This is a genomic window from Dyella caseinilytica (genome assembly GCF_016865235.1).
Lineage (GTDB): Bacteria > Pseudomonadota > Gammaproteobacteria > Xanthomonadales > Rhodanobacteraceae > Dyella_B > Dyella_B caseinilytica.
Window position 1 is genome coordinate 3720086 of the sequence record NZ_CP064030.1, and the last position, 20157, is coordinate 3740242.

Annotated in this window: 15 protein-coding genes; 4 read left to right on the top strand and 11 right to left on the bottom strand. The window is 61.8% G+C overall.

Annotation, left to right across the window (positions count from 1 at the left end; translation table 11 throughout):
- Nucleotides 1–24: 24 nt before the first annotated feature.
- A complete protein-coding gene (locus ISN74_RS16495) occupies nt 25–2172 on the bottom strand; it encodes an adenosylcobalamin-dependent ribonucleoside-diphosphate reductase (protein WP_188800251.1) in 2148 nt (715 codons plus the stop codon).
- A 360-nt stretch (nt 2173–2532) separates the two neighbouring features.
- Between ISN74_RS16495 and ISN74_RS16500 the strand changes: the two genes are divergently transcribed.
- The 4 genes from ISN74_RS16500 (at nt 2533) to ISN74_RS16515 (ending at nt 7801) form a co-directional block, all read left to right on the top strand.
- Nucleotides 2533–3909, top strand: coding sequence for a DegQ family serine endoprotease (locus ISN74_RS16500; RefSeq protein ID WP_188800252.1), 1377 nt, complete (start codon nt 2533–2535; stop codon nt 3907–3909).
- Between the two features lie 203 nt (nt 3910–4112).
- On the top strand, nt 4113–5510 hold the full coding sequence (locus ISN74_RS16505) for a LysM peptidoglycan-binding domain-containing protein (protein WP_188800253.1): 1398 nt from the start codon (nt 4113–4115) through the stop codon (nt 5508–5510).
- Nucleotides 5511–5596: 86 nt separating this feature from the next.
- The gene (locus tag ISN74_RS16510; protein WP_188800254.1) at nt 5597–6292 is read left to right on the top strand and encodes an HAD family hydrolase; all 696 of its coding nucleotides are present in this window, start codon (nt 5597–5599) and stop codon (nt 6290–6292) included.
- A gap of 126 nt (nt 6293–6418) precedes the next feature.
- Nucleotides 6419–7801, top strand: coding sequence for a leucyl aminopeptidase family protein (locus ISN74_RS16515; RefSeq protein WP_188800255.1), 1383 nt, complete (start codon nt 6419–6421; stop codon nt 7799–7801).
- Nucleotides 7802–7940: 139 nt separating this feature from the next.
- Here the strand turns inward: ISN74_RS16515 and ISN74_RS16520 are convergent, their stop codons facing one another.
- The 10 genes from ISN74_RS16520 to mrdA form a co-directional block, all read right to left on the bottom strand.
- Nucleotides 7941–8564, bottom strand: a complete 624-nt coding sequence (locus ISN74_RS16520) for a DUF4126 domain-containing protein (RefSeq protein WP_188800256.1) — start codon at nt 8562–8564, stop codon at nt 7941–7943.
- Between the two features lie 188 nt (nt 8565–8752).
- A complete protein-coding gene (locus tag ISN74_RS16525; RefSeq protein WP_188800257.1) occupies nt 8753–11101 on the bottom strand; it encodes a carboxy terminal-processing peptidase in 2349 nt (782 codons plus the stop codon).
- Between the two features lie 275 nt (nt 11102–11376).
- Nucleotides 11377–12387 (bottom strand): lipoyl synthase, encoded by a 1011-nt coding sequence (gene lipA, locus ISN74_RS16530; protein ID WP_188800258.1) that lies wholly within the window; start codon nt 12385–12387, stop codon nt 11377–11379.
- 8 nt (nt 12388–12395) lie between these two features.
- The gene (gene lipB, locus ISN74_RS16535) at nt 12396–13064 is read right to left on the bottom strand and encodes a lipoyl(octanoyl) transferase LipB (RefSeq protein WP_188800259.1); all 669 of its coding nucleotides are present in this window, start codon (nt 13062–13064) and stop codon (nt 12396–12398) included.
- 249 nt (nt 13065–13313) lie between these two features.
- Nucleotides 13314–13604 (bottom strand): DUF493 family protein, encoded by a 291-nt coding sequence (locus tag ISN74_RS16540; protein WP_188800260.1) that lies wholly within the window; start codon nt 13602–13604, stop codon nt 13314–13316.
- A 78-nt stretch (nt 13605–13682) separates the two neighbouring features.
- Entirely contained in the window at nt 13683–14927 is a 1245-nt protein-coding gene (locus ISN74_RS16545; RefSeq protein WP_188800261.1) for a D-alanyl-D-alanine carboxypeptidase family protein, read from the bottom strand.
- 65 nt (nt 14928–14992) lie between these two features.
- Entirely contained in the window at nt 14993–15910 is a 918-nt protein-coding gene (locus ISN74_RS16550; protein WP_188800262.1) for a septal ring lytic transglycosylase RlpA family protein, read from the bottom strand.
- The gene (gene mltB / locus ISN74_RS16555) at nt 15907–16857 is read right to left on the bottom strand and encodes a lytic murein transglycosylase B (protein WP_229679384.1); all 951 of its coding nucleotides are present in this window, start codon (nt 16855–16857) and stop codon (nt 15907–15909) included. Before mltB ends, ISN74_RS16550 begins: the two co-directional genes overlap by 4 nt.
- A 154-nt stretch (nt 16858–17011) precedes the next feature.
- On the bottom strand, nt 17012–18127 hold the full coding sequence (rodA, locus tag ISN74_RS16560) for a rod shape-determining protein RodA (protein WP_188800263.1): 1116 nt from the start codon (nt 18125–18127) through the stop codon (nt 17012–17014).
- Nucleotides 18124–20154 carry a penicillin-binding protein 2 gene (gene mrdA, locus ISN74_RS16565; protein ID WP_188800264.1) on the bottom strand — a complete coding sequence of 677 codons (2031 nt, stop codon included), beginning with the start codon at nt 20152–20154 and terminating at the stop codon, nt 18124–18126. Before mrdA ends, rodA begins: the two co-directional genes overlap by 4 nt.
- Between the last annotated feature and the right edge of the window lie 3 nt (nt 20155–20157).

Below are 20157 nucleotides of genomic sequence, written 5' to 3' on the forward strand. Positions count from 1 at the left end.
GCGAATTTGCGTTACATGCCACAACTAAAATTTTCCGTAATAGCCTTCCTTCAAGGCATCGAACAGATTGGCAGCGGTGTGCATCTCTCCGTCGTACTCCACTTCTTCGTTGCCTTTCAGCTCCACAACGCTACCGTCTTCCAATTCGAAGCGGTAGAGGGTGTTCTCCAGATCGGCTTCTTTTACCAGCACGCCCTGGAATGCAGCGGGGTTGAAGCGGAACGTGGTGCAGCCCTTGAGGCCCTGTTTATAGGCGTAGAAGTAGATGTCTTTGAAGTCTTCGTATGGGTAATCGGTAGGCACGTTAGCGGTTTTGGAGATGGAAGAATCCACCCACAACTGCGACGCAGCCTGAATGTCGACGTGCTCCTTGGGCGAGATGTCGTCGGCGGAAACGAAGTAATCCGGCAGCTTGGTCTTGATGTCTTCGCTGAACGGCATGGCCTCGGCGTTGATCAGGGCGCGGTAGGCGAGCAGCTCGAAGCTGTACACCGGCACCTTCTCCTTGGTCTTGCGGCCTTCACGGATCACGTTGCGCGAGTAGTGATGCGCAAAGCTGGGCTCAATGCCGTTGCTGGCGTTGTTGGCCAGCGACAACGAGATGGTGCCGGTGGGCGCGATGGAGGTGTGATGAGTGAAGCGCGCGCCGGTTTCGGCCAACTCCTTAACAAGATTGGGCGCCACGGTCGCCACGCGCTGCATGTAGCGGCTGTATTTGGCGTGCAGCACGCGGCCGGGGATCAAGTCACCGACTTTGTAGCCGTCTTCGACCATTTCCGGGCGCTTGCGCAGCATGTCGCCGGTGACGGTGTAGTTTTTGGCGAGCACCGGTGCGGGGCCTTTCTCTTTGGCCAGATCCAGCGCCACTTCCCAGCCAGCCACGGCCATCTCGCGCGAGACATCTTCGGTGAAGGCCACAGCCTCGGCGGCGCCGTAGCGCATCTTCAGCATGGTGATGGTGCTGCCCAGGCCGAGGAAACCCATGCCGTGGCGGCGCTTGCCGAGGATCTCGTTGCGCTGCTGCTCCAGCGGCAGGCCGTTGATCTCCACCACGTTGTCGAGCATGCGGGTGAAGATCTTCACCACTTCGCGGTATTCGTCCCAATCGAAGCGGGCCTTCGGACCGAACGGATCGCGCACGAAGGTGGTGAGGTTGACCGAACCGAGCAGGCAGGAGCCGTAAGGGGGCAATGGCTGCTCGCCGCACGGATTGGTGGCGCGGATGTGCTCGCACCACCAGTTATTGTTCATCTCGTTCACCTTGTCGATGAGGATGAACCCAGGCTCGGCGTAGTCGTACGTCGAGACCATGATCATGTCCCACAGGTGACGTGCGCGGATGTGGCCGTAGATCTTGCAGGCGACCAAGCCGTCTTCGCGCTCGACGTAGTTTTCGTGGGTGGGCCACTCGCGCCAGACGATCTTGCTGGCGTCGTCGAGATCGAGCTCGTCCTTTTCCTTGACGTGCACGGGGAAGACCAGCGGCCAGTCCTGATCGTGCTCCACCGCCTGCATGAAGCCGTCGGTGATCAGCAACGAGAGGTTGAACTGGCGCAGGCGTCCGTCTTCGCGCTTGGCGCGGATGAATTCCTTCACGTCTGGATGACTGACATCAAACGTGCCCATCTGTGCGCCGCGACGGCCGCCGGCGGACGACACGGTGAAGCACATCTTGTCGTAGATATCCATGAACGACAGCGGGCCGCTGGTGTAAGCACCCGCACCGGATACATACGCGCCGCGCGGACGCAGCGTGCTGAACTCGTAGCCGATACCGCAGCCGGCCTTTAGCGTGAGACCGGCTTCGTGCACCTTTTCGAGGATGTCGTCCATCGAGTCGCGGATCGTGCCGGACACGGTGCAGTTGATCGTGGAGGTCGCCGGCTTGTGGGCCAGCGCGCCAGCATTGGATGTGATGCGGCCAGCGGGAATCGCCCCGCGGCGCAACGCCCACAGGAAACGCTCGAACCAGTGCTCGCGCAATTCGGGCGTCGCTTCCACCTCGGACAAGGCGCGCGCGACGCGCTGCCAAGTGTCGTCGATGGTGTCGTCCACCGGTTCACCCGACTTGGTGCGCAGGCGGTATTTCTTGTCCCAAATGTCCTGCGACGCGGGCTGCAGTGGAATGGCAGCGGCATCGCGGCCTATGGTTGTTGCACGCAAGGTGCTCATCGGCTTCCTGACCTCCCGGTGTGGCCTCACGGCCCCGTTGGTTTCTTTCTTATAGATCGAAATGACTGCGTCAGTTGACCGGTACCGACCCGATCACGCCTGACTCATGCTCCGTGCATGAATCGGGCCTGGCGTTACGCTCTGAACAGCATCAGCCCCCTTGCCGACGTTGCTCGCCAGATACCAGTATTGGGTCATCAGCCGGTATCTGCACACAAGATGTTGTGGTTGCGAACGTAGGCGAACGTTACCCCCGCGACAGGTGGATGTAAAGTGCTAACCCGGTCTCATTTGTTGGGAACCGCCTACGCGGCATTCAGTCGAACAAGCCAGACTATCGATCCTCGACCTGGAGACTTCATGCGTTACCGTTTCCTTCGCAGTATTGCTTCTGCCTTTGCCATCGCCTCGATCGCTGCGCTGCCACTGGCCGCACAAGCCCACGCGCTACCGCCCATCGTCGATGGCCAACCCCTGCCCTCACTTGCACCGATGCTGCAAAAGGTGACGCCGGCAGTGGTGAATATCTCCACCAAGACGCGGGTGCGGGTGCGCAATCCGTTCTTCGACGATCCGGTGTTCCGGCAGTTTTTCGGCCTGAATGGCTTGCCGCGTGAACAGACGGAACAGAGCTTGGGCTCGGGCGTGATCGTGGATGCGGACAAGGGATACATCCTCACCAACAATCACGTGGTGGGCGGCGCCGACGACATCACGGTGACGCTGCAGGATGGCCGCAATTTCAAAGGCACACTGGTCGGCACCGATCCGGCCACTGACGTGGCGGTGGTGAAAATCACTGCGGATCATCTGCAGGCGTTGCCGATTGCCGACTCGTCCACCTTGCGCGTGGGCGATTTCGTGGTGGCCGTGGGTGAACCATTTGGTTTGGGCCAGACGGTGACATCGGGCATCGTGTCGGCGCTTGGGCGCTCGGGACTGGGTGGATCGAGCTTCCAGAATTTCATCCAGACCGATGCGTCGATCAATCCGGGCAACTCCGGCGGTCCGCTGGTGAACCTGCGCGGCGAGCTGATAGGCATCAACACGATGATCTTGTCGCCGTCGGGCGGCAACGTCGGCATTGGTTTTGCGATTCCCAGCAAGATCGCCAGCACGGTCATGCAACAGCTGATCGCGAACGGTAAGGTAAGTCGCGGCAACCTCGGTGTGCAGACCCAGGACATCACACCGAACATTGCCAAGCTGCTTGGACTGAAAGACAACAACGGTGCGGTGGTGACGCGCGTGCTGCCCGGCTCGCCGGCGGATCGCGCCGGCCTGCAAACCGGTGACGTGATCACCTCGATCAATGGCACTGCGCTGCACAGCGCCGATGAGCTCAACAATACCGAAGGTCTGCTGCCAGCCAACAGCACGGTCAACCTGAGTGTGCTGCGCAATGGCAACACACGGCAGATTACGGCTCAGCTCGCACCAGAGAAGGTCGCCACGCTCGATGGCGGCCGGCTCGATCCGCGCCTTGCGGGCGTCACGTTCAGCGACCTGAGCGATGAACAGGCCAGCCAGGGGCTCTCCGGCGTCACGATCGCCAACGTGGCGTCGAACAGCCGCGCTGCCCAGGCTGGGCTGTCGAAGGATGATGTGATCGTCGGTATCGGCAATCGCCGCATCACGAATCTGCGGGATTTGCAGGGACTTGCTGCCGCCCGTCCGCGCCAGTTGGTACTGCTGGTGGCGACCGATGACGGGCTCAATTACGTGGTGATTCAGTAGCAACTTGGTACGGAACGTGTCGGAGATCACCTTCCGACCGTTCCGTCTCAATCAGGTCTTTGACGCAACTACATGAACACACTTGATGTTTTCGCTTGATGTTTTGCCTCCGGGCCGCTGAAATACCACTATCCCGCCGCCGCAGTACCTTGCAGCGGACGGCACCAGAGCACCATTCCCCTCTATGTAGGTCGCGCATCCCTATGCCACTTCGTATTACCCGCCTGCTTTCCGTCGCACTGATCAGCGCCGGTCTTTCCACTGTGGTGCTTGCTGCGGCCACGCAATCGCTGACATGGCGCGGCGACGTCGTGACCGGCAACGGTGTAGTCAAAGGCATGGCGAAGGCGTGGCAGGTGGCAGGTCACGGCACCCTGCAAATGCAGCCCTTCAACACTGCCTCCGGCCTGGATGCAGTGGCCAGTGGCGCCGCCGATATCGCTGGCAGCGCACGCCCGAGTTCCGGCAGCGCGGTCGATAGCGGCCTGACCTTTACACCGGTGGCGTGGGATGGCCTGGTGCTGGTCACCAGCCCGTCCAATCCGGTCAGCAATCTGACCTTGCAGCAAGTGCACGACATCTACTTCGGCAAGATCACCAACTGGAACCAAGTGGGCGGCAATGACTCGCCGATGGACGTATTCGCCGTGGCCAGCCCGGGCGATGGCGTGGAGTTCAGCCTGCGCAAGCTGCTGTTCGGTCGCGGCAGCCAGCCGGTCGCCGCGCCGCGTCTGTATGTGAACACCACGCAGCTGGAAGCCTCGGTAGAACTCGATCCGCGCGCGTTCGGCGTGACCACGCTCTCCAGCGTGGCAGGCAACCCCAAGATCAAGATGCTGCATATCGATGGTGTAGCACCCAGCACGTCCAGCGTTGCCAGCGGCACCTATCCGCTCTTCACGGAACTCTATCTGGTGACCAATCCGAGCAGCCCGAATGCAGCGGCTGCGAAGGATTTTGTCGATTTCACGCAGAGCCCGAAGGGTGTCGCCGTACTGCGCGCACATGACCTGTTGCCCTACGCCGATGGCAACGCCCTGGTCGCTATGGACAGCTCGCGCCGCAGCCGCATCCTTGCCGCTGTCGGTGCGCATGCCAGCGCCGAGCCGACCCAGGTGGCTTCGGCCGCGCCGGTTCGCCCGGTGACGCCGGCTGCGGTTGCGGCCGCTTCGCGCACGGCCGTGGCAGCTACGCCGGATCTGAAGAACGTTTCCGGCTCGGTAGTTGCCGCGCCCGAGCTGAGTAGCATCAAAGGTGTGCACGGTGATGCCTTCACCGTGGCCGATGCCAGCAGCCATGGCGCCAGCTTCGCCAAGGTCACTGCCGATGCCTACGTAAGCTTTGGCAAGGTGAATATCGCCAAGGCCTCGGCCAAGGCAACCAAGACCGCCACCGTCGTCGAAAAGAAAGCCGATGCGAAGAAGCTCGCCAGCGCTGCCACCAAGGCAGCTCCGGCGCGCAGCTATCGTGTCGGTGCGGGTGAAACCCTGTATTCGATCGCCCGCAAGCACGGTGTGGAAGTCGCGCAAATCCGTAGCTGGAATCATCTGAAAGACAACACGGTGCGCACCGGTCAAGTGCTGCGCATCGAATCACGCTGATCCGCGAGCAACCCTAAAGGCGTGAGAAGCGGAGAAGCATGACCATGCACATGCGCGCTTCTCACACCTGATCACTCACTTCTCCTATGCGTATCCTCGCCATCACCATTGATCTCGACGATACGCTGTGGCCGGTCATGCCGGCCCTTGAACGCGCCGACCGCGATCTGGACAACTACCTGCGCCAGCACTACCCGCAGGTGGCGCGTACCTGGCCCATTCCCGTCATGCGCGAGCTGCGCGCCCGCGTCGCTGCCGAGCGCACCGATCTGGCGCACGACTTCACGGCGCAGCGCTACATCACCATGCAGAGAGCGTTCGATGCCTGCGGCATCGCCGAAGCGCCGCTGGATGCCCTGTGGGAGATCTACGCCAGCGCACGCAACAGCGTGGAACTCTACCCCGACGCCCTGCCCGCACTGGAACGCCTGCGCGCCCAATGGCCGGTCGCGAGTCTGACCAACGGCAATGCCGACCTCGAACGCATCGGCCTGCATCTGCACTTCGCACATCAGATCGCGGCGCGCGATATTGGCTTGGCCAAGCCCGATGCACGCATCTTCCTCGCCGCGGCGGAGCGCCTGGGCGTGGCGCCGGAAAACATCCTGCATGTGGGCGATGATCCGGAGCTGGATGTCGTGGGTGCGCGCGAGGCTGGCTTGCGCACCGCCTGGATCAATCGTGACGGACATCCATGGCCTGGTGCATTGGGTGCCGCGCCGGATCTGAATCTGCCCGATCTCGCCATGTTGGTGGAGTGGCTCGACCAGCACCACGCGTAGGGCGGGTTACGTTGCACCCACCCACGCTTCCCGCATGGGTTGCCTTTGATCAGCCTCCCAAAAACGCGCATCATGTGCAGTCATCGCCTCTGACACGCGCATGTAGCGACATGCGCAAGGAATCGCATGTCTGCCCTGATCGAACTCCGCGCCAGCCGCCACCTCCCGACCCCGATCGAAGCCACCGATGCCAACCAGCTCGCCGCTACGCGCAAGCGACTGAGCGCAGCACAACGCAGCTGGCTCGATGAAAACGGCTTCGACGGGTCACCCGGCAGCGTGTGCCTGCTGGCGGATGCGCAGGGTAAGCTGGCACGTGTGCTTGTCGGCGTGGATCGCAAAGAGTCGCTGGCTGCGCTAGCTGCCCTGCCCATAAGCTTGCCGGCGGGCGAATACGCGCTGGCCAACGAAAGCGTCGCACTCGACCCGCAGCTCGCGGCACTTGGCTGGGCGCTGGGTGCGTATCAGTTCACCCGTTATCGCAAGGCCAAGCGCGCATCGGCCATGCTGGCCGTGGATGCCAAGACGCTCGCCGTACTTGCGCCGCTGATCGAAGCCACCAGCCTGGTGCGCGATCTGGTTAACACGCCCACCGAAGACATGGGCCCGAAGCAGCTTGCCGACACCGTGAAGCAGCTTGGCAAAGCGCACAAAGGGAAGGTACGCGAATGGGTCGGTGATGAATTACTGGAAGACAACTTTCCCACGATTCACGCTGTGGGCCGCGCGAGCCATCGTCCGCCACGCCTGATCGAATTGAGCTGGGGCAAAGCCACCGATCCCAAGCTGGTGCTGGTCGGCAAGGGCGTTTGCTTCGACACCGGCGGCCTGGATCTGAAACCTTCCGACGGCATGCGCTGGATGAAGAAGGATATGGGCGGCGCAGCACATGCTATCGCACTGGCCGGCTTGGTGATGCAGGCGAAACTGCCCGTGCGCCTGACCCTGCTGATTCCCGCGGTGGAGAACGCCGTTTCCGGCAACGCCTTGCGACCGGGCGATGTGGTGGTGACGCGCGCCGGACACAGTGTCGAAATCGACAACACCGATGCAGAAGGCCGCCTGGTGCTTTGCGATGCACTGGCCTACGGCGCAGAGCAGAAACCGGATTTGATCCTCGATTTCGCCACACTCACTGGCGCCGCACGCGTTGCACTCGGCCCGGATCTGCCGGCGCTGTTCGCCAACGACGATGCGGTGGCTGAAGAAGCGCTGGCTTGCGGCCGCACTGTTGCCGATCCGGTGTGGCGCCTGCCGCTGTGGCGTCCGTACCGCAAGATGCTGGAATCCTATCTCGCTGACTTTGCCAACGCCGGGCCATCGCGCCATGCGGGTGCGATTACGGCAGCGCTGTATATGGAACGCTTTATTCCGGAAGGCCTGCCGTGGGTGCATCTGGATACATATGCCTGGAACGATGCTGATCGTCCGGGCCGTCCGCGTGGCGGCGAAGCGATGGGTTTGCGTGCGATTTTTGCGTTGTTGCAGAAGCGCTATCGCGCACGTTGATTAGCTGGACTAACGCCGTAAACGCTATATCGCCCCATCGTCATCTCGGCGAAGGCCGGGATCCAGTGCCTTTTGCACATCAAGTCGCTGGATCCCGGCCTTCGCCGGGATGACGGTGAGGCAAGGTCAAAATTCGACGCTAAAGATTGGGTGTTCGGGTTGTCCCGGATAACCAAGCACCCGCGCTACGCAAACGCTGCATCAACACCCGCAATCCCCGCACGATCTTCGGCAACAGCCAACACAACAGCAGCAGAAACAGCGCGAGCAGGATCAGCAGTACCAGCGGGTGCGCAAACATCAGATAGAAGATGCCCAGTAGCGAGACATCCTCGCCCGCGCTCGCACCCCAATTGCTGAAAGGTTCCGGCGAGGTGTTGATCAATGCCCGCCCACCTGACTTGGCCAGATGCGTACCAGTCACCACCGCGCCACCGAGCAGCGCCGCGATGATCTGCTGATCCGCACCCGCATTCTTGAACACACCCCACGCCAGCAAGGTGCCGACCGGAATACGAATAAAGGTCTGGATGGAATCCCACACGCTGTCGAAGACTGGGATCTTGTCGGCGAGGAATTCGCCCACCATCAACACGCCCGACACGATCAGTACCCAGTTGTGGCTGAGCACCGCCAGTCCGGGAGGCAGATCCACATAACCCAGCCTACCCAGCAGGCCGGCGAGAAAAAGCGTGGCGTAAAGGCGGATGCCGCTGGCCCAGGCCAGGCCACCGGCAAGGGCGAGGTTGGATAACTCGTTCATGGGCAGAGTCTCCGTTTTTCCCCTGCATGCAGCCCAGGGTTCTTCGCAAGACTGTACAACCCCAGCCCAGCTCTCCCCTACTTTGACCCGAAGGGAGTCTGCTGTGGCCGACTTTCCCTCTATGCCGGGCGCATAAAAAAAGCAGCGCCGAGGCGCTGCTTTTTTCCATCATCGGATGGTGTGCAAACTCAGTGGCCGCCACTCGAACTCGGTGCCGCCGGCGCTGCAGGTGCATTCTTGGCGGCATCCTGCGCTGGCGTAGCGGCTGCGCTGGAAGGGCCGGGTGACGCCGGCAGAGGCGAGGACGCGGCGCTCGCCGCTACCGCCATGTTGGCGTTCTCCTTACCACCGTAGGGCAACACTTGCGCCGCCAGCTTCGGATTCGCGTTGATCAGGCCAATCGCGTCGAACAGGATGTGCGCGGTTTCCTGCAGCTGCGGATCGGGTGCCTTCTTGGCGTCTTCCTGTTCCTTCAGCTCACTCTTCAGGCTGCGCTCGCTCGGGTTCAGACCGTCGTCGAGCTGGCTGTCTTCATCGGCCTCTGCGGAATCGCTGCCGTCGATGGCCTTGTGACGTGCGCGGAATTCCGCCTGGATCGCATCCAGTTGCTTGCGCTCCGTCTGCCGCTGGTCGTAGTTGAGCGAGATGGTGGTGCGATCGGAAAGTTTCTTGTACTGCGCGATTTCATCCAGCATCAACTGCCACGCCGGTGACTTGGCGTCGCGTTCGTCATGCAACTGTTGAAGCTGCGGCAGATAAGCCTTCATGTCGGCCACCGGCTTGTAGTCAGCAGGCGGGATCTGCGTCCACGGCAACGCGTTGTCGTAGGTCGATTCGCCGAATTCCTTCTCGTCACCGTTGTTCGGATACAGGATGTCCGGGGTCACGCCCCTCAACTGCGTGGAACCGCCGTTGATGCGGAAGAATTCCTGCACGGTCATCTTCAGCTGGCCGAACGAATTGCCGGAGGGATCGGAAGACAGCTTGTTGAGATCGATCAGCGTCTGCACCGTGCCCTTGCCGAAGGTGGGGTTGCCGATAACCAGGCCGCGGCCGTAGTCCTGGATCGCCGCGGAGAAGATCTCCGACGCCGAGGCCGTACCACGGTTGACCAGCACTGCCAGCGGACCGCTCCAGGTCATCGCTGACGGATCGTCCTTACCCAGGGGCTGCACTTGGCCGCGCGCGTCGCGCACCTGCACGTCCGGCCCCTGGTCGATGAACAGGCCGGTGAGCTCATTGGCTTCGTACAGCGAGCCGCCACCATTGTTGCGCAGATCGATCACCACACCCTGCACACCGTCGGCTTTCAGTTCGCCCAGCAACTTGGCCACGTCACGAGTGGCGCTCTTGAAGTTCTTGTCGCCTTCGCTGCGTGCACCGAAATCGGAATAGAACATCGGCAGCTCGATCACGCCGATCTTGCGGGTGACACCGCCATCGGTGATCTCGACGACTTTCTTCTTGGCGGCCTGTTCTTCGATGGTCACCTTCTGGCGCACCAGCGTGATCATCTCATGCTTGCCATCCTGCCCCTGGTCAGCGGGCACGATTTCAAGGCGCACCGTGGTGTCCTTCTTGCCGCGGATCAGGTTGACCACGTCGTCCAGGCGCCAGCCCACCACATCGGTGATGGCGCCGGTTGCGCCCTGACCGACGCCCAATACCAGATCACCGACATGAATCTTGCCGGACTTCACCGCCGGACCGCCAGGCACGAGTTCACGGATCTGGGTGTAGTCGTCGCGTGCCTGCAGCACGGCGCCGATGCCCTCCAGCGAGAGCTTCATCGTGATATCGAAGTTCTCGGCCTGGCGCGGGCCCATGTAATCGGTGTGCGGATCGGTGGAGTTGGCGTACGCGGTCATGAAGGTCTGGAAGGCGTCTTCGCCATCCAGCTGCTTCACGCGGTCAATGTAGTTGCTGTAGCGCTTGTCGAGCGTCTTGCGGATTTCGTCATCGGTCTTGCCGGCGAGCTTCAGACGCAACCAGTCGTTCATGGTGCGCTTGCGCCACAAGTCGTCCAACTCGGCCTTGTCCTTCGGCCAGTCGGCGTTCTTGCGGTCGATGTTGTAAGTGTCGTTGGTGGTGAAGTCAAAACCCTGCTTCAACAGGTTGCGCGCGTAGGTCATGCGGTCGATCGCGCGCATGACGTACTGGTTGAAGATGTTGAACGGGCCGGACAGATCCCTGTTCCAGATCTCGTTACCGAACTGCGTCTTGTATTGGGCGAACTTCGCCATGTCCTCCTGCGTGAAGAACACCTTTTCGCCATCCAGCAACTTGAAATACAAGCTGTAGATCTTCTGCGACATCGCGTCGTCGAGCGGCTGCGCGTCGTAGTGGTAGCGGGTGAGCAAGTGCGCCGACATCAGCGCCGCGTTGGTTTCGGTGTCAGTCGGCTTAAGCGGCAGCTCCGACACCTTGCGCGACGTGGAAGCGCCCATGTCGGCGGCCGACTGGGCCAATGCCGCGCCGGAGGCGGTAACGCTGAATGCGATCAGCAGTGCAAGCAGGGGACGAAAACGAAAGGTCATAGAGCCTGACTTCATATTCCAAGTACCTCGCACCGAGAGCTGTTTGCCCGCAGGGCAAGGAAGAATGAGGGAGTGTATGTCGATACACGACTGAATGATGATGCGGCCATGAGGGCAAACAGACCCGGCCCTTCGGGTTGCGCCTGAGTACCCGCCATGCGGCAGCGCGCGGCTGGACCTGACAGCCAGTCAGGCGCTGCGCCACGCACTGCCACCTGACGGGTACTCAGGCGCAATGCGAGGTACTTGGAATATGAAGTCAGGCTCATTTCTCTTCAGGCTTGCTCGGTGACGCCAGCTGCATGGGCCTGCAGGTCGGCATGGTAGGAGGAGCGCACAAGCGGACCGGAGGCGACGTGATGGAAACCCATCGCCTCACCGGCCACACGCAGCGCTTCGAATTCGTCAGGCGTCCAGTAACGCACCACCGGATGATGATGCGGCGTGGGTTGCAGGTACTGGCCGATGGTGATCATGTCGACGTCATGCGCGCGCAGGTCGCGCATGGTCTCGATCACCTGCTCGTAGGTTTCACCCAGGCCAAGCATGATGCCCGACTTGGTGGGCACGTCCGGATGCTGGGCCTTGAAGCGCTTGAGCAGGTCCAGCGACCACTGGTAATCGGCGCCCGGACGTACTTCACGATACAGATGCGGCACGGTTTCCAGGTTGTGATTGAACACATCCGGCGGAAAATCCTTCAGCACTTCCAGCGCGCGCTCCATGCGGCCCTTGCCGCGGAAATCCGGTGTGAGGATTTCGATGCGGATGTTCGGGGCGGCATGGCGTACTGCGCGAATGCAGGAGGCGAAATGTTCGGCACCGCCATCGCGCAGGTCGTCGCGATCCACCGAGGTGATCACCACGTACTTCAGACGCATGTCGCGGATGGTTTCGGCCAGGCGTGCCGGCTCCAGCGGATCGGGCGGCGCGGGGCGGCCATGCGCCACATCGCAGAACGAGCAGCGGCGTGTGCACACTTCGCCAAGGATCATGAAGGTGGCGGTGCCCTTGCTGAAGCACTCGTGGATGTTCGGGCACGAGGCTTCCTCGCACACCGTCACCAATGCGTTCTCGCGCAGGCGCGCCTTCAACTGCTGCACGGCGTTGCCTTGCGGCAGGCGCACGCGGATCCAGCTCGGCTTGCGCAGAGTCGGCACAGCGGCGTCGAAGCCCGCGCGATTGAGCGCGATCTTGTCATTGCCGAGCTGCTTTTCGACAACCGGCGTACCGCTGACGACGCTGATCGGAATAGTCTTCGTGGATGAAGCGGACGTATCGCTCATGAAGTAGGTCAGACCGCCGCGCGAGCGGGGAGTTCGGGAATAAGGGGGGCAGCCGGTTCAGCATCGAAGCCGAACTGTCGGCAAAATTCGCCGATCAGCGCCTCTTCGACATCCGCCAGCCGCGACGGACCGCCCAAGTCTAGCACCTGCGTGACCGCCAGACCCTTGTAACCGCAAGGATTAATGCGGTGAAAAGGTTCCAGGTTCATGTTCACATTGAAGGCCAGCCCGTGGAAGCTGCAACCCCGCCGGACCCGCAGCCCCAAGGCGGCGACCTTGGCGTCGGCCACATAGACGCCGGGGGCGCCCTCGCGGCGCACGGCCTCGATATTCCAATGCGCCAACGTATCGATAAGGGCCTGCTCGATCTTGTTGACCAGTTCGCGCACCCCCACCCCGGCCCGACGCAGGTCGATCAGCGGGTAAGCCACGATCTGGCCGGGGCCGTGATAGGTGACCTGACCACCTCGGTCCACCGGCACCACGGGAATCTCGCCCGGGGCCAAGACATGCTCCATCTTGCCGGCCTGGCCCAGGGTGAAGACGGGATCGTGCTCCAGCACCCAGAGTTCGTCGACGGTCTCAGCCGTGCGGTTGTCGGTGAAGGCGCTCATCGCCTGCCAGACCGACTCGTAGGGTTGGCGACCCAGGCGGCGGATTTTCAGCGGGAGGGACATGGATCAGGCCTGCATGGGGATGGGGCCAATCTGTGGCCGGCCAGCAAGGCTTGCAAGTGACAGTTGTACTAGCGCCATTTTATTCACCCCTCTGCGCAGCGAGGGCGGGCGAGGTGAACTTGTACAAACTTGCCGCATGATGGGGGTTTACCGCGAGATTGCCTTGCCCCCTCGCCGACTTGTGCAGGGAGGGAGTCGCATGGCGCGTTAATCCGCTCGTCCCGGAGAAAGAGCATTCCCGCGCCAGGGTCACAGCGTAAAACGGATATCCGGATCTGCACGCAACGCGCTGTGCGCCAGGTCGTATTGCTCCCGCGTATCGCAGCGGAAGCTGACCGTCACCGAGAGAAAGTTACCTTCGCGTGAATGCTTGTGCCGCACGGTTTCGTGCAGCACGTGCAGGCCGATGCCTTCCAGAATCTCTGGCACACGGGCTTTCAGATCCGAGCTGGCATTGCCCATCGCGGTGATTTCAAACTCGCCGGGAAACTGGAAACCCTGACCTTCTTGTTGAGCCTTGATGTCGCCCAGGTCTTTCATCGGCGCTCTCCTGCTTTCAGATGATCTCGAACACATGATCTCAACGCCCCCTCTCGGCACAGAGAGGGGGCTTGTTGCTTACTTCTTGTCGCTGCCGTGGAACCACAGCAGGATGCTGTCCCACAAGCGCTTGAAGAAGCCGCCTTGCGGCGCATCGTTCATCGCGACCAACGGCACGTCCAGGATCGACTGGCCGTCTTCGGTGACGTGCAAGGTGCCAACCTGCTGGCCCTTCTTGAACGGCGCGATCAGGGTGGACGGGATATCCATCGTCGCCTTGAGCTTGTCGTAGTCGCCGGTCTTCACGGTCACCAGCACATCCTGCTCGACGCCCAGCGGCAGTTGGTCTTCTTCACCCTTCCACAGGCGCGGCGTGGTCAGCGGCTTGCCGGCTTCATACAGCTTGTGCGTTTCGAAGAAGCGGAATCCGTAGTTGAGCAACGCCATCGCCGAATCCGCGCGCGCCTTTTCGCTGCTGGCGCCCATCACGATCGCGATCATGCGCTGGTCGCCGCGCTTGGCCGAGGCATCGAGGCAGAAGCCTGCTTCAGCGGTATGGCCGGTCTTCACGCCATCCACGCTGGGATCGCGCCACAACAGTGTGTTGCGGTTACCCTGCTTGATGCCGTTCCACTCGAATTCCTTGATCGCGGAGATGGCGTAGTCTTCCGGATAGTCGTGGATCAGCGCACGGGTGAGGATCGCGACGTCATGCGCGGTGGTGTAGTGGTCGTCGACCGGATAACCCGACGCATTCGCAAAGTGCGTGTTCACCATGCCGAGCTGCTTGGCATAGCCGTTCATGAGATTGGCGAAGGTGTCTTCGGAACCAGCGGTGTGTTCGGCCAGCGCGATAGCGGAATCGTTACCCGACTGGATGATCATGCCGTAAAGCAGATCTTTCAAAGGTACCTGGCTATTGAGCTTGAGGAAGCTGGTGGATCCATCCGTGCCCGCACCACCCGAGCGCCATGCGTGCTCGCTGATGGTGACTTGGTCGGTGAGGTGAATTTTGCCCGAGGCGATCTGCGCAGAGATTACGTAATCCGTCATCACCTTGGTGATCGATGCCGGCACCACGCGCACATCCGCATCCTTGGACGCGAGGATCTGGCCGGTGGCGTAATCCATCAGCACCCAGGTCTTGGCGTCGACATCCGGCGGCGGCGGCACCGGTACCTGCACCGCGACGGGCGCTGGCACGTTGGGTGTCGGCTTGGGGGGCAGCGGGTTGGGAGTCGGCGTTTGCTGGGCGATGGCACTGGCGCCAAACACCAACGCGGCGGCGGCAAGGACGTACAGGGGGCGGCGGAACAGATTCATCGTGGGCTTACATCCGTTTTTCTTCAATCATCGGCGCGCCAGGCGCCGCTACAAGGGGGAAACGCTCAGTCTACCGCGACCTGCGGGTGAGGCAGACCCATTTGATCGATCTGGGCCGTTACCCGGTCGGCGGCATCCACGTCAGCCAGCGGCCCAACGCGCACGCGGTGCACGAGCCGGCCGCCAATGGTCGCATCCACCACCTGCACCGGAGCGAAATTCGCCACGCGCAGCTGGTCCGCGACTTTCTGGGCATTGGCCGGATCGGCAAAGGCGCCAACCTGTAAATAGATGCCGGGCGGCGGCGCGGAGGGCGCTACCACCGGCGGCGGTGGGGCTTCATCCTGCGGCGGCGCGGAAGGATCGATGCCCTGCACTTCCACCAGACCAGTGCCCTTGGGCCACACGCCGATCTTCACCGCAGCGGCGTAGGACAGGTCGATCACGCGGTCTTCATGGAACGGGCCGCGATCGTTGATGCGCACGATCACGCTCTTGCCGTTTTGCAGATTGGTCACCCGTGCGTAGCTCGGCAGCGGCAGCACCGTGCTGGCAGCGGTGAATTTGTACATGTCGTAGTCCTCAAGATTCGAGGTCTTGTAGCCGTGGAACTTGCTGCCGTAGAACGAAGCGATGCCGCGCTCATCGTAGCCACGTGCTGTGGGCAGCACGCTATAAGTGCGGCCGAGCACCGTGTATGGCGACTTGTTGCCGTACAACGAACGCGGCTCGACTTTCGGCACCGGCTCGGGCAACTGGCTCACATCCGGTGGCGGACCATCCGGAATGCTGTCGGCGCCGTCGCGATAACGACTGCTCTGCGAGCGGCTGGTATCGTCATAAACGCCGCCCGACGTATAGGCTCCCGCGCTGCCGCTTCGCGACGACGAAGACGTGGACGGCCGCGTGTTGCTATGCCCGCTGCAGCCGGCCAGCACCAGCAACGTCGCGAGCAGCCAGGGCAGGCGCCAGGCCGCCCTCATTGCGTGGCAGGCTCCGTTGCGTTGACGCCTTCGGCAATCGCCTGCGCCAGCTGATTCACGGCCATCGCGTACATCGGGCTGCGGTTGTAGCGCGTGATCACATAGAAATTCTGGAAGGTGAACCAGTATTCCGGACCGTTGAGTCCCTGAAATTTCTGCACCGAGCTGTTGGCGCCGGGATCGAGATGCTGGATGGGCGCGTAGCCCCAGGCTTCCAGTTGTTCGATGGTCCACTGCGGTGTGGAGTCTTTCACTTCCAATACTTTCGCAGCACCGTCAGGCTGCGCACGTGCCGCTACCGCACCGCCGGTAACCCAGCCGTGCTTGGCGAAATAGTTGGCGACGCTGGCGAGGATATCGGGCAGCGAATTCTGCAGGTCGATGTGGCCGTCGCCGTCTTCGTCCACGGCAAAGTCGCGAATGCTGCTCGGCATGAACTGGCCCCAGCCCTGTGCACCGGCATACGAGCCGGTTAAGGTGTCGACGGGGCCGGCGAGATGGTTGTCCGGCAACTCCAGCAGGGTCTTCAGTTCATTGCGGAAGAACGTGGCGCGCGGCGGGTAGTACAGACCCAGCGTCACCAGCGCATCGAGCACTTTGTACTTACCGGTGTTGCGTCCATAGAAGGTTTCCACGCCGAGGATCGCGACGATGTATTCCGGCGCCACGCCATACTGCGCACCGATCTTTTCCAGCAAGTCGCGGTGTTGGCGATAGAAATCGATGCCGGCATCGATGCGGTCCGGCGTCAGGAAGATTTCCCGGTATTCACTCCAGGGCTTCGCTTCCGCTGGGCGGCTGATCGCATTAAGGATGCTCTGCTGCTTTTTCGCGCCATCAAGCAAGGCGTTGAGCTGTGCCGGATCCTTGCCGGTGTCCTTCACCACTTCTTGCACGAGTTGGTTTTGGCCAGGGTGATCGGCCCATGCTGGCGCCGCGACAATCATTGGCAAAGTAAGCAGCATCCACCAGGGACGAAAACGGCGTGGCCGCGTGGCCCGTTGAGATTCGAATGTCGCTGTCGTGATCGGCATTGCGCAGAGCGTAGCATGCAACGCGGCGCAATCTCTGGCATGTCGCTGGCTTCGTGCGGACGGCCGTTCAGTCGTGCACCTTGCGATTGGCGTGGATCGACATCAGCACGCCAAAACCCACCAGCAACGATACTGCCGACGTACCGCCGTAACTGACCATCGGCATCGGCACACCCACCACCGGCAGCAAGCCCGACACCATGCCGCCATTGACGAACACGTAGACGAAAAAGCTCATGCCGATCGCACCAGCAAGCAGGCGCGAATAAGTATCGCGCGCTTCCATCGCGATCCACAGGCAGCGTCCAATGATGAAGGCGTACAGCACAAGGATCGCGCAGACACCGATCAGCCCGAATTCTTCGGAAAACACTGCAAAGATGAAGTCGGTGGTGTGCTCGGGCAGGAAGTCCAAGCGTGATTGCGTACCCTGCTCGAAGCCCTTGCCAAACACGCCGCCCGAACCCACCGCAATCTGCGACTGGATGATGTGCCAGCCGTTACCGAGCGGATCGGATTCCGGATTCAACATGGTAAGCACGCGATCGCGCTGGTACTGATGCATGAAATGCCAGGCCACCGGCACCATACCACCCGCCGCGGCCAGCAGCAGGCCGATGCGCCACCACGCCATGCCGGACAGGAACAACGCGAACGCGCCCGCGGCCGACACCAGCAAAGCCGTGCCCAGGTCAGGCTGCTTGGCAATCAATCCTGCCGGAATCGCAATCAGCGCTCCGACCACGATGATGTCTTTCCATCCCGGCGGCAGCTGACGCGGATGCAGATACCAGGCCACCATCATCGGCATGGTCAACTTCATCAGCTCCGACGGCTGGAAGCGCATGACGCCAAGATTGAGCCAGCGATCCGCGCCACGACCTTCACCCAGCACCGCCACGACCACCAGCAACACCGTACTGCCAGCATAGAGCCAAGGTGTCCATTTGCGCAGCGTCGACGGCGGAATGCGCGACATCAGCATGATGAATATGCCGCCCAGTACAAAGCGTGCAGCCTGCCCACCGACCAACGACAGATTGCTGCCGCCCGCGCTATACAACGTGACCAGACCCACGCAGCACAGAACCACCAAGGCGAAAGCCAGCGGCAGATCGATGCGCGGACGCGTCCAGATACGCCGCAGGAATCGGTTGAGACGCGTGCGCCAGGTGTCGATCATTGGGAGTCGTCTCCTGCACTGGAGCTGTCCGGCGCGGGCATGTCGCCCTGCGGCGTGTCTTCCGGCATCGCATCTGCCGGCAGGGATGCACTTGCGCCGGAAGCGGGAGCAGAAGCTATACCCGATTCCGACAGCGGCTTGTTCGGCGGGACCGCGCCACCTTGGGTCGCAAGCCACGCGTCGAGAATCTTGCGCGCGATCGGACCGGCATCATCGGCGCCCCAGACACCCGCCTCCAGCACCACGGCGACCGCGATGCGCGGATTTTCAGCGGGCGTGAAGGCTTCGAACCAGGCGCGATGGCGCGCGGCAAGGTAGGCCGAGTTGCGGTTCTCATTGTAGGCATCGCTGGTGCGCGAGAAACGCTCGGCGGTACCGCTCTTGCCCGCGATGCGATAGGGAAAACCTTCGCCCAGCTTGATTCGGTAACCGGTGGATAGCGGATCGTTGCTGTAGATCACGTCCTGCATGCCCTCGTTTACCGCATCCCAATCCTTCATGTTCTTGATCAAGGAAGGTCCCGTGGGCGGATTGGGCAACGGCGAAGGCGCCTTGCTGACATCCGCCGCTGACATCACCACCCGTGGCGCATAGGGCAGGCCCCTATCGGCAAATGTCGCCAAGGCATGCGCAAGTTGCATCGTGGTGACTAGCCAATAACCCTGGCCGATGCCCGTGATCACGGTTTCGCCGGGATACCACCCCGGCTGTTTGGGTGAGTGTTTGGCCTTCCATTCTCGCGACGGCAAGATGCCGGATACTTCGCCCGGCAGATCTACGCCACTGGGCCGACCGAATCCATAAGAGCCCATGAATTCGCTGATGCGGTCGATGCCCATGTCCAACGCGAGTTTGTAGAAGTACGTATTGACCGAGGCGTAAATCGCTTTGTAGAGATTCACCGTGCCTGCGCCATAGCGCTGGTCGTCGCGATAGCCGCGCGATTGTCCGGGAATGTAGAACACGCCGCTGGAAAACACCGTGTCCTGCGGCGTGCGTAACCCGTATTCCAGGCCAGCGAGCCCCAAAAACGGCTTCACGGTCGAGCCGGGCGGATACGCGCCTCGCAAGGCACGATTGATCAGCGGTTTGTCGGGCGCGGTAATCAGCGATTTGTAATCGGCCGTGCTGATGCCGTTGACGAACAGATTGGGGTCGTAGGTCGGCACGCTGACCATCGCCAGCACCTGACCGTTACGCGGGTCGATTGCAACGGCTGAACCTGGGCGACCCTCAAACGCATCCTGCGCTGCTTTCTGGACCCGCGCATCGATGCTCAGGTAGAGGTTCTTGCCGGGTATCGGCGGGTGCGTTTCCAGCACCTGCTGAATACGGCCATCGGCATTCACCTCGTCGAGTTCGTAACCGGGCGTCCCGTGCAGCATGTCCTCGTACGAACGCTCCAGACCGGTTCGTCCGATGTGTGTGGTGCCCTTGTAGCGATCAGGATCGAGGTTCGCCATGTCGTCCGCATCGATGCGGCTGACATAGCCCACGACATGCCCAAATAACGGACCCAATGGGTAATAGCGCGTCAGATATGGCACCACGTCCACGCCGGGGAATCGCCAGCGATTCACGGCGAAACGGGCGATATCGTCCTCGGTCAGCCGCATCTTCAACGGCACGCTGTCAAAGCGGCGCGATTGCTTGAGCTGCTTGCGAAATGCGTCCAGATCATCCTGATCCAGTGGCACAACCGTGCCCAGCTGAGCCAGCAGCTCGCTCATGTTCTGCACTTGATCCGGGCGTACCTCGAGCCGAAACGCCGGTATGTTGTCAGCCAGCAGCACGCCATTGCGATCGTAGATCAGACCACGTGCCGGCGGGATGGCGCGCGGCTTCACGCTGTTGTTGACCGAGCGCAGGGCAAATTCGTCGTGATGCTGAACCTGCAGGAACACGTAACGGCTGACCAGTGCACACAGCCCCAGCAAGATCAGCAGGAAGCCGGCGATCGCACGCCGCCGGAACAGTTCGGCTTCGCCGCGGGTGTCCTTGAAGCGGCGCCGGATCAGCTTGGGCATGAC

Excerpts from the sequence above, each read along its gene's own strand:
- ISN74_RS16495 (WP_188800251.1), bottom strand. The coding sequence starts at position 2,172 with ATGAGCACCTTGCGTGCAACAACCATAGGCCGCGATGCCGCTGCCATT.
- ISN74_RS16500 (WP_188800252.1), top strand. The coding sequence starts at position 2,533 with ATGCGTTACCGTTTCCTTCGCAGTATTGCTTCTGCCTTTGCCATCGCC.
- ISN74_RS16505 (WP_188800253.1), top strand. The coding sequence starts at position 4,113 with ATGCCACTTCGTATTACCCGCCTGCTTTCCGTCGCACTGATCAGCGCC.
- ISN74_RS16510 (WP_188800254.1), top strand. The coding sequence starts at position 5,597 with ATGCGTATCCTCGCCATCACCATTGATCTCGACGATACGCTGTGGCCG.
- ISN74_RS16515 (WP_188800255.1), top strand. The coding sequence starts at position 6,419 with ATGTCTGCCCTGATCGAACTCCGCGCCAGCCGCCACCTCCCGACCCCG.
- ISN74_RS16520 (WP_188800256.1), bottom strand. The coding sequence starts at position 8,564 with ATGAACGAGTTATCCAACCTCGCCCTTGCCGGTGGCCTGGCCTGGGCC.
- ISN74_RS16525 (WP_188800257.1), bottom strand. The coding sequence starts at position 11,101 with ATGACCTTTCGTTTTCGTCCCCTGCTTGCACTGCTGATCGCATTCAGC.
- lipA (WP_188800258.1), bottom strand. The coding sequence starts at position 12,387 with ATGAGCGATACGTCCGCTTCATCCACGAAGACTATTCCGATCAGCGTC.
- lipB (WP_188800259.1), bottom strand. The coding sequence starts at position 13,064 with ATGTCCCTCCCGCTGAAAATCCGCCGCCTGGGTCGCCAACCCTACGAG.
- ISN74_RS16540 (WP_188800260.1), bottom strand. The coding sequence starts at position 13,604 with ATGAAAGACCTGGGCGACATCAAGGCTCAACAAGAAGGTCAGGGTTTC.
- ISN74_RS16545 (WP_188800261.1), bottom strand. The coding sequence starts at position 14,927 with ATGAATCTGTTCCGCCGCCCCCTGTACGTCCTTGCCGCCGCCGCGTTG.
- ISN74_RS16550 (WP_188800262.1), bottom strand. The coding sequence starts at position 15,910 with ATGAGGGCGGCCTGGCGCCTGCCCTGGCTGCTCGCGACGTTGCTGGTG.
- mltB (WP_229679384.1), bottom strand. The coding sequence starts at position 16,857 with ATGATTGTCGCGGCGCCAGCATGGGCCGATCACCCTGGCCAAAACCAA.
- rodA (WP_188800263.1), bottom strand. The coding sequence starts at position 18,127 with ATGATCGACACCTGGCGCACGCGTCTCAACCGATTCCTGCGGCGTATC.
- mrdA (WP_188800264.1), bottom strand. The coding sequence starts at position 20,154 with ATGCCCAAGCTGATCCGGCGCCGCTTCAAGGACACCCGCGGCGAAGCC.